The sequence below is a fragment of the Nonomuraea sp. 3-1Str genome, assembly GCF_031570565.1.
Taxonomy (GTDB): Bacteria; Actinomycetota; Actinomycetes; order Streptosporangiales; family Streptosporangiaceae; genus Nonomuraea.
Genome location: NZ_JALHBK010000001.1, coordinates 649,362 through 662,036 on the forward strand (window position 1 = coordinate 649,362; position 12,675 = coordinate 662,036).

Sequence of the window (12,675 nt, forward strand, 5' to 3'; positions counted from 1 at the left end):
CCGTCCTACTTGCTCGGGTCCTTGAGCCCGACCGAGACCAGGTCGATCCCGGCGGAGTACGAGTCGTTGAGGTAGGCACCCGCGATGTTCTCGCCGATGACCGTCACGTTCTTCTCGTAGAGCAGGGGCACGATCGGCGCCTTCTCCATGATCTGCTTGTCGAGCTCGCCGTAGGCCGCGTTGGCGGCGTTGACGTCGGTCATCGCGGCGATCTCGTCGATCTTCTTGTTGATGGCCTCGTCGTCGATCTGGGCGAGGTTGCTGTTGCCCTTGTCGAAGATGTTGCGGCCGTCGAACAGCGGAGGCAGGAAGGTGGCGCCGGACGACCAGTCCGGGCACCAGCCGGTGAGGGCGGCGTCGTGCTGGCGGGCGGGCGTGCCGATCACCTCGTAGAAGGTGGACGTGTCCATGTTGTTGATCTTGACGTTGACGCCCAGCGGCTTCAGCGACTCCTGGATGGCGACCGCCATGCCCTGCTGGCGCGGCACCGGGCGCACGTCCAGGGTCAGGTCGAAGCCCTTGTCCTGGCCCGCCTCGGCCAGCAGCTGCTTCGCCTTGGCCGGGTCCGTCGGGTACGGGTCGTAGTCCAGCCGGCCGACGATCGTCGGCGGCTGGATCGCTCCGCCCTTGGTGGCCAGCGTCGTGCCGCCGTCACCGGCGACCACGTTGTCCTTGTTGATCGCGTAGTTGATCGCCTGGCGGACCCGCACGTCGTCGAGCGGCTTCTTGGTGGTGTTCAGGCTCATGTACGTGGTGCAGCCCATGTAGCCGGACAGCGTGCGCGCCTTGTAGCGCGGGTCCTGGATGCGGGCCACGGTGGCCGGCTGGATCGCGCCCGCGATCGCGCTGGCGTCCGCGCCCTGCCCGGCGAGCATGCGCTCGTCGATGGTCGCGCCGTCGATCCCGAAGCTGAACTCGAACGCGTCCGGCTTGGCGGCGCGAACCGTGTCCGTCGCGGCCTTCCAGTGCGGGTTGCGCACCAGCTTCAGCTTCGAGCCACGCTGGTAGCTCTCCACCTTGTACGGACCCGACGCGATCGGCTTGGCGTCGAACGCGGCGGCCGCGCCCGTGCCCTTGGGGAACGGCACGAAGTTGGGCTGCACGAGCGCGCTGGCGAAGTCGGCGAACGGCTTCTTCAGGTGGAAGACGACCGTCTTGGGGTCCGGGGTCTCGATCGTGTCCAGGTCTCCCGAGACGTACGGGCCCTTGTAGTCCTTGGGCGCGTCGATGAGCAGCTTCGCGTAGGGGGAGCCGATGCCGGCCTCCGGGTCCCAGGCGCGCTCGAAGCCGAACTTCACCGCCTCGCTGGTGATCGGCTTGCCGTCCTCGAAGAAGATGTCGTCCTTGAGGGTGAACGTCCACGTCTTGTTGTCGTCGGACGGGGTGCCCGTGCTGGTGGCGAGGTCGGGGACCACCTTCGTGCCCTCGGTGCCCGGGCCCGCGCCGAACGTCGTCAGACCCCGGTAGATGAGCCGGTAGAAGTTGTTGACCCCGCCGTCCCAGCCCCGGGCGGGGTCCAGGTGGGAGAAGTCGGCGGTCTGCAGGACGTGGACGGTGCCGCCGGAGGTGGCGGCCGGGGCCCCGTCACCGGAGGCGGACGCGTTCTTCTCCCCGCCTCCGCCGCCACATGCCGTGACTGCCAACGTGGTGAGCACCGCGACGCTGGCGAGCGTGGCCGATCTCCTCATTGTGCCTTCTTTCGAGCTGGCTTTCCGTTTACCGAAGCGACGCCGGGGGGCCGCCGTCACTGTGTCCTGATCCACACGCGCATGGCCTCGGGCCTGCGATTGCCCCACAGGAAGTAGGGGAGGAGGGCGGCGGAGACGTCCGCCGTCCCGCTGGTGCCGGCGTCCGTGCCGAGCTCGGGGTAGAGCTCCGCGGACGCGGGGGTGACGACGCTCGCCGGGACCCGGAGAACGACGGCGCCTGCCGGCTCCTCGGAGATCTTCGCGCCGGAGATGTTCGCGCCGGAGATCTTCGCGCCGGAGATGTTCGCGCTAACAATGTCGGCCGGCGAGAGCACGAGGTCGTCCACATCGGCCGGGACGTCCTGCTGCTCGACGCAGTAGACCAGCGGCCCGCGGGCGACGGCCACCGCGCCGCGGGCCGCGTCCACGTACGGGTGCACCCCGTGCGCGCGTACCGGCATCGGCAGCGCCAGGCGCAGGACGTCGCCCTCCGCCCACCGGCGCTCGACGGTCAGCCAGCCGTCCTCGGCCGTGACCGGCTCGCCGTCCAGCGTCACGCCGCGCGCCCAGGCCGGAATCCGCAGCTTGAGCGCGTACGGGTGCGCCGGGGCCCGCTCGATCGTGATCCGGACGTCGCCGTCCCACGGGTAGGCCGTCTCGACGGTCAGCGCGACGGCGTCCGTCTCGACGCGGGCGTCGGCGTACTGGGCGAGGAAGAGCGCGCCGTCGCGCTCGGCCGCCGCGTAGTCGCCGAGCTGGGCCATCCACCGGACGATGTTCGGCGGGCAGCACGGGCAGCCGAACCACGACCGGCGCAGCTCCTCGCCACCGGTCTCGGCGCCGCTGCGCTGCTCGTGGTCGGGGCGGCGCTGCAGCGGGTTGTCGTAGAAGAACGCCTTGCCGTCGGCGGACAGGCCGACCGCGTAGGCGTTGTAGAGGACGCGCTCGAACACGTCGAGGTACTTCGCGCCGCCCGTGGCCAGGAACATGCGCCAGCCCCACTGCATCGTGGCGATGGCCGCGCAGGTCTCGCTGTACGCCCGCTCGGACGGCAGCTCGTACCGGTCGCCGATGGCCTCGTCCGAGTGCCGGCTGCCGAGCCCGCCGGTGATGTACAGCTTGGCGGCGACCATGTCGTCCCAGAGGCGCTCCAGGGCCTCGAAGAGCGTCCGGTCGCCCGTCTCGATGAAGACGTCGGCCGCCCCGGCGGCGAGGTAGGCCATCCGCACCGCGTGCCCGGTGACCGACGGCAGCTCGCGGAACGGAAGATGATCCTGGAAGTACTCCGGCGGGAAGATGCTGTGCTTGAGCTTGCCCTGGCCACGGCGGTCGACGAAGAGCCGGGCCTGCGTCAGGTAGTCGCGCTCGCCGGTCTCCCGGTAGAGCTCGACGAGCGCCATCTCCACCTGCGGATGGCCGCAGACGGCCTCCTCGCCCCCCTCGCCGAAGCGCCGCACCACCAGGTCGGCGAACCTGACCGCCACGCCGAGCAGCCGGTCGTCGCCCATCCGCCGCGACGCCGCGACGGCGGCCTGGATGAGGTGGCCCAGGTTGTACAGCTCATGCCCCCAGGCCAGGTCCTCCCACGGCTTCTTGGCCGCGTCGGGGTCCTGGAAGAACGAGTTCAGGTAACCGTCCTCGGCCTGCACCCGCTCCAGCAGGTTCACGACCTCGTCGAAGAACTCCCGCTCACTCTCGCCGGCCTCGCCGCGGCCGATCTCGTACGCGAGCCCTTCGAGGGTCTTGTACAGGTCGGTGTCGAGGAAGGGGTAGCGGCCCCGGTAGGGCGGCGGCGCGTCGTCCGCGACGAGCCTCCGGAGGTTGTCGACGTTGCCCGCGGCCCGCAGCTGCTCGACGGTGTGCGGGATGGTCGCGCGCCGGTTGCGGTCCTGCCACTGACGGAGCAGACCCCCGGTGATGCGCACGCCGGCGACCGGGGCGACGGCTCCGGCCCGGGTCCGCACGGCTCCGGCCTGCTGCTCGATCTCCTCAGACATCCATCCGTCTCCTAGTGCTGTGTGGCATTGCACTGCACCCTAAGACTGCGTACGGTCATCGCCAAGAGGTGAACGGGAAGTTGCACGATTCGTTATAAAAAACACCAGACGGTGATCTACATGCATGTTTCCCCCGCGCGGAGAGGGCGGAAGCGGTCGGCGGCCGAACCCGTTTCCGCGCGCCGCGACCTGGCGCGACGCCCCGCATCCAGGATCGTCCCGCAGAGCAATTGCACATGGCAGTCTTTCCGGATGTGCGGTCACGCCGGCCGGTGCGGCCGTACCCGGTGCCCGGGACGGCGCTCTTCGAGACCGGCGACTCACGGAAAGCCCGCGGCTCTGACGAGGAGCGAGCCCTCGGATCGCTCGACCCGTCTGAGCCGCCCCCGGGCTTGAGCCGTCACAGCAGGGCCCTTGATCAGTGAAGCGAACCGAAGGATCCTGACAGCTCGACCCTCATTCAAGGATGGAGCCGACATGCACTCCCCCTACGAGGGCGGCGACCATCGCCCTCCACCACCCCGGGCCCGGCGTAGTGGTCGCCGACGGGCGGGGCTGCAAGCGGACGGCCAGCGGGCTCCAAGTACGGGCGCATAGCCTGCCCGGCATGAGAAAGCGACTCTCCGCCCTCGCCCTCCTGTCGGCCGCCGCCGTACTCGCCGGGACCTCGGCCGCGTGGGCCGCCCCGGACTCGTCCGCCGAGCAGGCCAGGACCCTGTCCTTCCGCGGGATGACGCTGAAGATCCCCGCCGACTGGCAGGTGCACCGCAAGGGGGACACGGTCGTGGTGGTGACCGGCTCGCTCTGCAAGAAGCCGGAGCCGTTCGCCCCCGGCTGCGAGAGTTTCTGGATCTTCGGCCCGAAGGCGTACAAGAACGTCCCGGTCGGGGGTGGTTCCATCACCTACACCGGCAAGCGACAGTTCCACCCCTTCAGCGGCGTGATCCCCTGCCCGTTCAACTCCAAGCTGAGCTGGTACCCGGGCGAGAAGGCCACCTCCAGGGGCCTGCGCCAGGTCGGCCCCGGCCACAAGGCGCAGTACACCGCCTGGCCGAACAGGTGCGTGACGAACGACACGGGCCGCACGACGGCGAAATGGACCCAGCGGGAGTGGCTCCTGCCCACCTCCCAGATCCTGGTGGTCGACGCCTGGAACACGCACGGCCTGTCAGGCGTCCTCAAACGCGCCACCTGGCGCTGACCATCTCTCCGGAAAGCCGCCGCCTCGCGCAGTTCCATCGGAAACGCCCTGATCCTCGGGCGGAGGAGCCTCGAGAGACGCTCGGCGTCCCAAGGCCCGTCTCCTGCACCGGCGCGCAGCGTCGTCCATCTCCTGCGTGCCGGCTCAGCAAGCGGGACACCTGACCTCGCCCGCGGCTACTTCCTCAGCCAGAGCATGTAGTACGGGCTGTCCCAGCGGCAGTCGTACTCCTTGTACCCGCTCATGATGAGTTTGGCGGTCCCCGCCGAGACGCAGTTCTGCAAGGTCCGGTAGCCCTGGTACGGGACCCAGCCCGTAGCCGTGGCACTGGCCGGGGTGGCAGCAGCGAGGACACCGGCGGCGAGAGTGCCGGCCATGGCAAGGGTCACGCCGAACCGTGCGGCTTTCTGTCGCAAGACATGGTCCTTCCTCGATGGGCAGCGCACGCGCCGCCGTCTGGATGGCCCACGGTAGCGCTTGTTGATCTAGAAAGTGTGCACGTTTGTCGATCTTGCCCGAAAGGTCGGGCAGAAAGGTGACGTGCTCCACCGACCGCACCCGTCCGCGCGGGAACGTCTCGCTCCACGCCATCCCCAAGGCACGTCCAGCCGGCTCATCATGCGCCGAGCTGCGCTGCCTGCAAAGGGCGACGACCTTGTCCAGATCCTCAGGCGTCTCGGTCCGGATGGCCCGCTGCAGCACCGCGTACGCGAGTTTGGACAGCGGTTCCACCCGGTCGGGGTGCTCGGCGGGATCCCGGGATATTGCAGGCGACGTAGTCGGGGAAGGAGTAGAGCAGCCCCTCGGAATGGGTTCACCGTCTTCGGGAGGGCCTCGGCGATGCCTGAGCAAGGTTGGCAGCTTCCGCGGCCGTGAACGAACACATTAAGCGCTCCGCCAGGCGTCGGTGATGCAGGACTCCTCGAAGTGCCACCAGCCATCCATTTGACCGCGCATCAGCAGCGTCTTTATCTGCCCGAGTTCCGCGTCGGCCGGCACGGTGAAGGCGACCAGGGGAAGCTCCGAGCTGAAGGATTCTGCACCCAGGCCGAACGGGGTCAATTGCTCATACACGGCCTGTGCGCTGCGCCCCAGCGGTCCGTCCGGCACCGGCAGAACCCTGACCGTGCAGTTGCCCGACGCTTCCACCCGCTCACAGGCCCAGTGAAGTCCCTCGTCATTAGTGATGAAGCGCACCACGTCACCCTCGGCGACCCCGTCCTGCAGGAAGGGGACGTTGGCCACACGGGCGGTGTCCCCGGTCAAGCGCGTGGCCCAAAGTCCTTCGCTGTCGTAGGGAAGCCAGCCTTTCCGAGGCACGAACTGAAACCACACCTTGATCGAGTTCGGCTCTCGGGGAAGACGTTCGGAGGGGGCAGGGAGAACCATGCCCACATGATCGCGCAGTCTGCCGAGTGCCGGTGAACAAGCTGATCGCGGGTATGCCTGAAGCGCATGCGGAGTCCGCGTTGGACACCCTGCATGGTCGGTACGAAAAGACCATGCCGATCTGGCCGACAGCGGGTGCACGGGCACGCTGGCGGCCGGGGACAGGCAGAAGCTCCGAATGGCGCTGGAGATCGTCAAGTACCGCGAGGACACTACGGGGTTCGTCGTCTCCGCGCGCTGTCGGTAGAAGACCGGCTGCGCGAGCCCGCGTGGCCGTACGACGTTGCTGTACGGCCACCAAGAAGGCCCTCCGTGGATCATCCCGAAGGACCTTTGATCTGCTGTACGGCCGGAGGTACTCGAAACCCCATCCTTCTGATCCGTAGGCCCCCAAACGATCTTCAGGGTCGTTCGGAGGCGTTCGCCGTGCTGCTCACCGGATCTTCTGGAGTTTGAATCGGTCCGGCACAGTTCATGATTGTTCGTTTCGGTGGCTCCCACGGTGAATCCCAAATGAGATCGACTCTGCGGTCACCCAGAGCCGGCAGCAGTGGTCCGATGTCTGCTTTGATCACGGTTATGGAACCAGAAGCGGCACGCTATGAGCCGATGACTCCGGCACACCTGGCCGTAGAGCATGGCGACCTGAGGGAGCTAACCCATTGCTCGACGCCGGTACCGACCCAAATGAGGTGTGCTCCAACATGACACTGCTCTTGCATGCGATCGACGTGGAGGCGGACGGAGCAGCTCAGACCGGAGAGCCACTCGATGCTGCATGCACCGCCGTGCTCCTGGCATATGGGGCGGATCCTGAACGCTCAGGCCCCGATGGGGACATCCCGCTGCTCTTCGCCTTCCACTACCGTCATGGGCTGGCTGTTCGGCTACTTGAGGCTCACATCACCCGCCGTCACGGTGGCACTGCGTCTGTCCCCTGTCCTGAGCTTCCTCCAGCAGAACCACTAACGCGCCCCCGGCCCTAGCGAGCTCTATGTAATGCCACCATCGTCGACGAGGAGGCGCCGCCAGCTACGGAAGGAACCACAGGGTGATCGCTTTCGATGGGATCTTCTACCGCATCACGGATCCGGAGTTCGAGATGACGATCCCAGCATGGGACGGATACGAGCCGGACACCGCTGATGAGGCGGACGCGACGATCACTTTTCGCGACGGCTCACGCCGGTATGCGACCTTCATGACCTTGGATGTGGTCCGGCGGAACATGGACAAGAACGTGCGCACCGGTGAGTGTCTCGGCGGCAGGTACTTCTGGTGGTCAGACTTGATCATCATCCGGGACGCTGGGTTCGAGAGTATGGCGGCTGCGGTTCGCGATCTGATCTCGTCTGGAGACATCGAGGGAGCGTGCGGCCTGCTCGCCCCTGATGACGATGATGGGGGGAAATGAACGCCCGGGACACGCGGGAGTTGAAGCGGGTGACGGGAACGAACCCTCGCTGTCAGCTTGAGAATTGCAGGGACCTTGGCTCGTAGGGCGTTGGCCTGGGGCTGAGGTCGGGCGTGAGTGGCCGTGCCTGACCCCTCGCCACCGCCCTTAATGGCACGGCGATCAGGGACGGCGACCGCTGGCGCTTCTCTCACCTGTTCTCCAAGTTGGCCCAACGCGCCGGGCTCGGCCACTGGCACCCGCACGAGCTGCGCCACTCGGGGGCCTCGCTCATGCTGGCCCAGGGCACGCCGCTGCACGTCGTGTCGGACGTGCTTGGCCACGCCAGCATCGCGATCACGAAGGACGTGTACGGGCACCTCATGGAGGGTGACAAGCGGGCCGCTACCGAAGCCATCTCGGGCGCTCTCCTGGGCAAGCTCGCCCCGGTGGCTCCCACAGGATCCGAAGAGAGCGGATGAATGACACAACGAAAAGGCCCGTCACCAGTTTTCCCTGGTAACGGGCCTTGATGCTGTGTGCGGCCGGAGGTACTCGAAACCCCAACCTTCTGATCCGTAGTCAGATGCTCTATCCATTGAGCTACGGCCGCTCGCTGCGTAAGCAAGCATAGCGGACCTTCGGCTGTGCCTCGAACCGGATTTGGGGTCAGGATCTGGCGGACGCGGGTTTGCGGGGCCAGAGGGTGTAGCTGACCGGCCAGATCAGGGCGATGAGGGGGATCTTGAGGAGGCCGCCGACGAAGGCGAGGAGGGGGTCCGTGCGTGTCGGGTCGGCTACCAGCCAGATGAGGGCTTGGACGATGGCCCAGGTGAGGGCGTAGGCGAGGACTACGCGGAGCCAGATGGCCCATTCGTAGCGGGCTCGGGGCATGCCGCCCGCTGGTGGGCGTGGGGGTGGGGGACCGCCGGCGAAGCGGTGGTGGAACTTGGCGTCGGCCCAGCGGATCGTGCGGTGGCCGAAGACGATCGAGTACGACAGATAGGCGGTCGCGAGGCCGTGTCTGATGTCCGCCACGGCGCCGCCTCTCATGTCGATGACGGCTGCCGTGAGCAGGATCACGTCCAGGAGCGGTACGCACAGGAGCAGGGCGGTGCTGAGGGTCCGGCGCTTCCACAGGTATCGGGAAGCCAGGCCCAGGGCGAGGAGGAGCCAGAAGCCGATTTCGCAGCCGATGAGGATGGCGACAATCACGACTTCCATGGTGGCGGGGACGAGGGCGTCGTACATCGTCAGGGGATAGGAGCCTGTGGATACATCGAAGGGTGTATCCACAGGTGGCCCGAGGGGGGAGGGGCTTGGCGGCGCGAGGTGGTGGGATGGGGGGCATGCGGACAGCGGGGCTGTGGGCGGTGGCGGCGTTCCTGTGCGGGGCGCTGCTCGTCGCGGGTGGCGCCTATTTTCGCCGTGGGGCGGATGAGTGGGCGCTCCTTGTTCCGCTGGCGTTGACGTGCGCCGGCGTCGCCGTGCGGTGGCGCACGCCGCTGGGGGCGTTGGGGCTGGGGACGTTGGGTGTGGTGGTGGACCTCTTCGTGGGGCCTTCGCTGCCTACGTTGTTGATCTATACGGACAACATCTACGCTGCGGCGCTGTATGGGCCGGCGAGGTTCTCGCGGTGGTTGCTGGGGATTGCGTGTTGTCTCGCCGTGTTGGTCGGGGCGTTGACGTGGTTTGTGACTGAGGACTGGCGGTTGCCGGCCGTTTATGCGGTGCAGGCGGGGCTGGTGCTCATTTCGCCGGTTACGACGGCGATGGTGCTGCGGCAGCAGCGGGAGCAGGCCGCCGCCGAGCGGGCTCGGGCGGAGCAGGTGGCGCGCCTCGCGGAGTTGGATCGGCAGGCTGCCATCGCGAGTGAGCGTGCTGCGATGGCGCGGGAGCTGCATGACATGGTGGCCAACCACTTCAGCGCCATTGCCATTCAGGCCACGGCCGTTCTGTCCCGTAAGGATCTCGATTCGATGACCGTGCGGGGGGTCATGGAGTCGGTTCGGGAGAACAGCGTCAAGGGGATGGCTGAGATGCGGGCCATGATCGGGCTGTTACGGCAGGACAGTGGCGAAGGTCCAGGTGGAGGCGCGGGCGGGGGTGGTGGTGACGCCGTGCGGCCTCGGCTGGCGGACGCTGAGAGTTTGGTGGAGCGGGCTCGGCGGGCCGGGATGGAGGTCGGGTTGCGGGTCGAGGGGGAGCCTCGGGAGTTGCCGGCCTCGGTTGATCTGGCGGGGTATCGGATCTTGCAAGAGGCGTTGACCAATGCGCTGAAGCATGGGGAGCGGTCGGCCGAGGTGGTGCTGGGTTATGGGGCTGGGTGCGTGACGGTGATCGTCGACAATCCTGTCCGTGGGTCGAGTGGGGCTGGGAGTGTCGCTCCTCCTGGCAACGGTTCGGGGGCTGGGGTTGCCGCCCGTACCGGCAACGGTTCGGGGGCTGGGGTCGTCGCCCGTACCGGCAATGGTTCGGGGACTGCGGTTGGGGTCGGTGGAGGTACGGAACAGGAGCCGGGTGGAGGGGTGCGCCTTCGCCGGGGTGAGGTGTGGTTGCCGGGGTCGGGGGCGGGGATCGTCGGGATGCGTGAGAGGGCAGCGCTGGTAGGTGGATCTTGTGAGATCGGGACTGTCGTCGGAGCTGGCGCCTTGGCTGTGAGGGCGGGCGCCGGGTTGGACACGGCTGGGGTGTGGCGGGTGAAGGCGGTGCTGCCCACCGGGTTGGTTTCCGCGTGAACGGGTGGTGGGTGCGGGCGCCGAGCGGTCCGGTCCAGCCGGTCATGTGGGCGCCGGATCGCCGGGGCGAGTACGTCATGTGGGCGCTGGGTCGCCGGGGCGAGTGGGTGGTGGGTGGATGACGATCAGGGTGGTCGTGGCGGATGATCACGCGGCGGTTCGGGCCGGGATTGCGCTGATTCTGGGGGGTGTGGATGACATCGAGGTCGTGGGTGAGGCGGCCGACGGGGAGGAGGCGGTGGCGGTCGCTCGGGAGATGCGGCCGGATGTCGTGTTGATGGATGTGCGGATGCCCCGGCTGGATGGGATATCGGCTACTCGGGAGTTGGCCGGGGTCGCCGATGTGCTGATCTTGACGACGTTCGATGTGGATGAGTACGTCTTCGGGGCGCTTCGGGCTGGGGCTGCGGGGTTCTTGTTGAAGAACACCGATGCGGACGGGCTGGTAGAGGCCGTGCGGGTGGTGGCTCGGGGGGATGGGCTGATTTCGCCGGCGGTCACTCGGCGGTTGATCTCGGCGTTCGCGGAGCTGCCTCCGCCTCGGGATCGGCAGGCTGTGGCCGGGTTGACGCCTCGGGAGCGGGAGGTGCTGGCTTGCGTGGCCCGGGGGTTGTCCAACGCGGAGATCGCGAAGGAGCTCGACATGGCGGAGGCCACGACGAAGACGCATGTGAGCAGGGTGCTCAACAAGCTGGGGCTGCGGAGCCGGGTGCAGGCGGCGATCTACTACTCCGCCTATGAGGGGGAAGGGCCGGCTGTCTGACGCCACACCTCTTCTTCTCTGGCAGGCTCCGGGGGCCAGTGGTCGGGCGGGGGACCGTGAAAGCGGGGGACCGCGAAGGCCGAGGACCGCGAAGGCCGAGGACCGCGAAGGCCGAGGACCGTGGGTTCAGGTGGTCGTACGGGTGTAGGTGAGGGTGAAGTCGACGTTCCAGGTGGTGCCGTCCTTGGAGAACTCCCATCGGGCGTCGATGGCGTCCCCCTGGAGGGTGCCGGTGAAGCGTTGGTGGAAGCCGGGGGCATTACGCCAGATGCGCCAGATGCCGTCGATGAAGGTCATCCGGTAGACGCGGTGAACGCCTCGGGCGTCGGCGTACAGCATGGTGAACTCGCCCGTGGCGTCGTCCAGGCCGATCAGGACGGTGGTGGGGAAGGGTGCGTGCTCCCGCCACTCCTGAGGAGCGGATTCCGGTATTTCGTCGATGTCGGAGACCTGGCGGAGGAACAGGCCGTTCTCGGCCCAGGTGAACTCGCTCCAGGCGGGGGTGAGGCCGGGTACGTGTGTCTGGACGGTCCGGCGGCCGACGAGGGGTGCCAGTGGGGCGAGGAGGGCCGGCGCGGGCTGGCGGTTCGGGTTCATGTCTTGCTCCTCGGCTTTCGCTTGGGTGGCTGCAATCAGCGTGCCCCAGTACTGACCGTTCGGGGAGCGGGAACTGAGCGCTCGACGGCCGGACCGGAAGCCGGAAGACAGACGGCCTATCTCCTGTCGGGAGTGGCCCGTAGGCTGGCCGTCGTGAGTTCTCCTCCGCTTCCGCCCTCCCCGGGCCGACCCCCACCCTCACAGACCGGGCAGGTCGTCGGGCTGGCCTTCGCGGGCGCCTTCGGGTACTGGGTCGTGAACGTGGTCGTGGGCCTGGCCGTGCTGCGCGTCGGGTCCGCGGCCGGGATCGGGGTCGGGGCGGCGTTCCTGGCCCTCGGGGCGTTGGGCGGCGGAGTCGTGCTGGTGCTTCGGCGTAAGCCGTGGGCGTTGGGGCTGGGGCTGGGCCTGATGATCGGGTGGGCGTCGGCTTCGATCGTGTCCGCCGGGTTCTGTACGGGGCTCAACCCGGATCTCTACTCGTAGCGGGGAGTGTTCTGAGGGATGGGCGCACCACCACCACCGCCGCCGCCACCGCCGCCGGACGGACCGCACCAGCAAGGGCCGCCGCCGTACGGCGCGTGGCCGCCTCCCCCGAGGCCGCCCCGGGAAGGGTCCCCGGGCCTGGTCATCGGGCTGGCGTTCGCCGGGGCGGCTCTCTACAGCCTGGTCAACGTCGTGCTCGGCCTCCTGATGTTCTTCGCCGCCATGGGGCGGAACGGCGGCACGCCGTGGATGGCCGTCGGCGCCGTCGCGCTGGCTCTCGTCGGGCTCGGGGCGGGCGCCGGGTTGCTGTTCGTGCGGCGGCCGTGGGCGACGGGGCTGGGGCTCGGGCTGATGATCGGCTGGGCGTTGTGGTCGATGGTGTCCGCCGGGTACTGCACCGGCCTCAACCCGAGTTTGTACGGCTGA

The 12,675-nt window shown here is 68.1% G+C and carries 13 protein-coding genes and 1 tRNA gene; 7 read left to right on the forward strand and 7 right to left on the reverse strand.

The annotated features are described in order from the left end of the window. Nucleotides 1–5: 5 nt before the first annotated feature. Nucleotides 6–1,688: an ABC transporter substrate-binding protein gene (locus MTP10_RS03405; RefSeq protein WP_310707456.1), complete on the reverse strand. Its 1,683-nt coding sequence runs from the start codon at nucleotides 1,686–1,688 to the stop codon at nucleotides 6–8. Nucleotides 1,689–1,744: 56 nt separating this feature from the next. Then, a complete protein-coding gene (locus MTP10_RS03410; protein WP_310707458.1) occupies nucleotides 1,745–3,685 on the reverse strand; it encodes a beta-L-arabinofuranosidase domain-containing protein in 1,941 nt (646 codons plus the stop codon). Between the two features lie 607 nt (nucleotides 3,686–4,292). Between MTP10_RS03410 and MTP10_RS03415 the strand changes: the two genes are divergently transcribed. Continuing rightward, nucleotides 4,293–4,886 (forward strand): hypothetical protein, encoded by a 594-nt coding sequence (locus MTP10_RS03415; RefSeq protein WP_310707459.1) that lies wholly within the window; start codon nucleotides 4,293–4,295, stop codon nucleotides 4,884–4,886. A gap of 176 nt (nucleotides 4,887–5,062) precedes the next feature. Here MTP10_RS03415 and MTP10_RS03420 read toward each other — a convergent pair whose 3' ends face one another. Continuing rightward, a complete protein-coding gene (locus MTP10_RS03420; protein WP_310707460.1) occupies nucleotides 5,063–5,302 on the reverse strand; it encodes a hypothetical protein in 240 nt (79 codons plus the stop codon). Between the two features lie 469 nt (nucleotides 5,303–5,771). Beyond that, nucleotides 5,772–6,275, reverse strand: a complete 504-nt coding sequence (locus MTP10_RS03425; protein WP_310707461.1) for a DUF4265 domain-containing protein — start codon at nucleotides 6,273–6,275, stop codon at nucleotides 5,772–5,774. A 1,051-nt stretch (nucleotides 6,276–7,326) separates the two neighbouring features. Here MTP10_RS03425 and MTP10_RS03430 point away from each other — a divergent pair. Both MTP10_RS03430 and MTP10_RS03435 read left to right on the forward strand, forming a co-directional pair. Beyond that, nucleotides 7,327–7,689, forward strand: a complete 363-nt coding sequence (locus MTP10_RS03430) for a hypothetical protein (RefSeq protein ID WP_310707463.1) — start codon at nucleotides 7,327–7,329, stop codon at nucleotides 7,687–7,689. A gap of 194 nt (nucleotides 7,690–7,883) precedes the next feature. Beyond that, on the forward strand, nucleotides 7,884–8,150 hold the full coding sequence (locus tag MTP10_RS03435) for a tyrosine-type recombinase/integrase (protein ID WP_310707538.1): 267 nt from the start codon (nucleotides 7,884–7,886) through the stop codon (nucleotides 8,148–8,150). Between the two features lie 58 nt (nucleotides 8,151–8,208). Here MTP10_RS03435 and MTP10_RS03440 read toward each other — a convergent pair. Further along, nucleotides 8,209–8,281: transfer RNA gene (locus MTP10_RS03440), tRNA-Arg, on the reverse strand. Between the two features lie 56 nt (nucleotides 8,282–8,337). Next, nucleotides 8,338–8,883 (reverse strand): hypothetical protein, encoded by a 546-nt coding sequence (locus tag MTP10_RS03445; RefSeq protein WP_310707464.1) that lies wholly within the window; start codon nucleotides 8,881–8,883, stop codon nucleotides 8,338–8,340. 134 nt (nucleotides 8,884–9,017) lie between these two features. Between MTP10_RS03445 and MTP10_RS03450 the strand changes: the two genes are divergently transcribed. Next, nucleotides 9,018–10,406 (forward strand): histidine kinase, encoded by a 1,389-nt coding sequence (locus tag MTP10_RS03450; RefSeq protein ID WP_310707465.1) that lies wholly within the window; start codon nucleotides 9,018–9,020, stop codon nucleotides 10,404–10,406. Between the two features lie 118 nt (nucleotides 10,407–10,524). Beyond that, on the forward strand, nucleotides 10,525–11,169 hold the full coding sequence (locus tag MTP10_RS03455) for a response regulator transcription factor (protein WP_310707466.1): 645 nt from the start codon (nucleotides 10,525–10,527) through the stop codon (nucleotides 11,167–11,169). A gap of 126 nt (nucleotides 11,170–11,295) precedes the next feature. Here MTP10_RS03455 and MTP10_RS03460 read toward each other — a convergent pair whose 3' ends face one another. After that, the gene (locus MTP10_RS03460) at nucleotides 11,296–11,766 is read right to left on the reverse strand and encodes a hypothetical protein (RefSeq protein WP_310707467.1); all 471 of its coding nucleotides are present in this window, start codon (nucleotides 11,764–11,766) and stop codon (nucleotides 11,296–11,298) included. Nucleotides 11,767–11,919: 153 nt separating this feature from the next. Between MTP10_RS03460 and MTP10_RS03465 the strand changes: the two genes are divergently transcribed. Next, nucleotides 11,920–12,249 carry a hypothetical protein gene (locus tag MTP10_RS03465; protein WP_310707468.1) on the forward strand — a complete coding sequence of 110 codons (330 nt, stop codon included), beginning with the start codon at nucleotides 11,920–11,922 and terminating at the stop codon, nucleotides 12,247–12,249. 18 nt (nucleotides 12,250–12,267) lie between these two features. Beyond that, nucleotides 12,268–12,675 (forward strand): hypothetical protein, encoded by a 408-nt coding sequence (locus MTP10_RS03470; protein WP_310707469.1) that lies wholly within the window; start codon nucleotides 12,268–12,270, stop codon nucleotides 12,673–12,675.

Excerpts from the sequence above, each read along its gene's own strand:
- MTP10_RS03405 (WP_310707456.1), bottom strand. The coding sequence starts at position 1,688 with ATGAGGAGATCGGCCACGCTCGCCAGCGTCGCGGTGCTCACCACGTTG.
- MTP10_RS03410 (WP_310707458.1), bottom strand. The coding sequence starts at position 3,685 with ATGTCTGAGGAGATCGAGCAGCAGGCCGGAGCCGTGCGGACCCGGGCC.
- MTP10_RS03415 (WP_310707459.1), top strand. The coding sequence starts at position 4,293 with ATGAGAAAGCGACTCTCCGCCCTCGCCCTCCTGTCGGCCGCCGCCGTA.
- MTP10_RS03425 (WP_310707461.1), bottom strand. The coding sequence starts at position 6,275 with ATGGTTCTCCCTGCCCCCTCCGAACGTCTTCCCCGAGAGCCGAACTCG.
- MTP10_RS03450 (WP_310707465.1), top strand. The coding sequence starts at position 9,018 with ATGCGGACAGCGGGGCTGTGGGCGGTGGCGGCGTTCCTGTGCGGGGCG.
- MTP10_RS03455 (WP_310707466.1), top strand. The coding sequence starts at position 10,525 with ATGACGATCAGGGTGGTCGTGGCGGATGATCACGCGGCGGTTCGGGCC.
- MTP10_RS03460 (WP_310707467.1), bottom strand. The coding sequence starts at position 11,766 with ATGAACCCGAACCGCCAGCCCGCGCCGGCCCTCCTCGCCCCACTGGCA.
- MTP10_RS03470 (WP_310707469.1), top strand. The coding sequence starts at position 12,268 with ATGGGCGCACCACCACCACCGCCGCCGCCACCGCCGCCGGACGGACCG.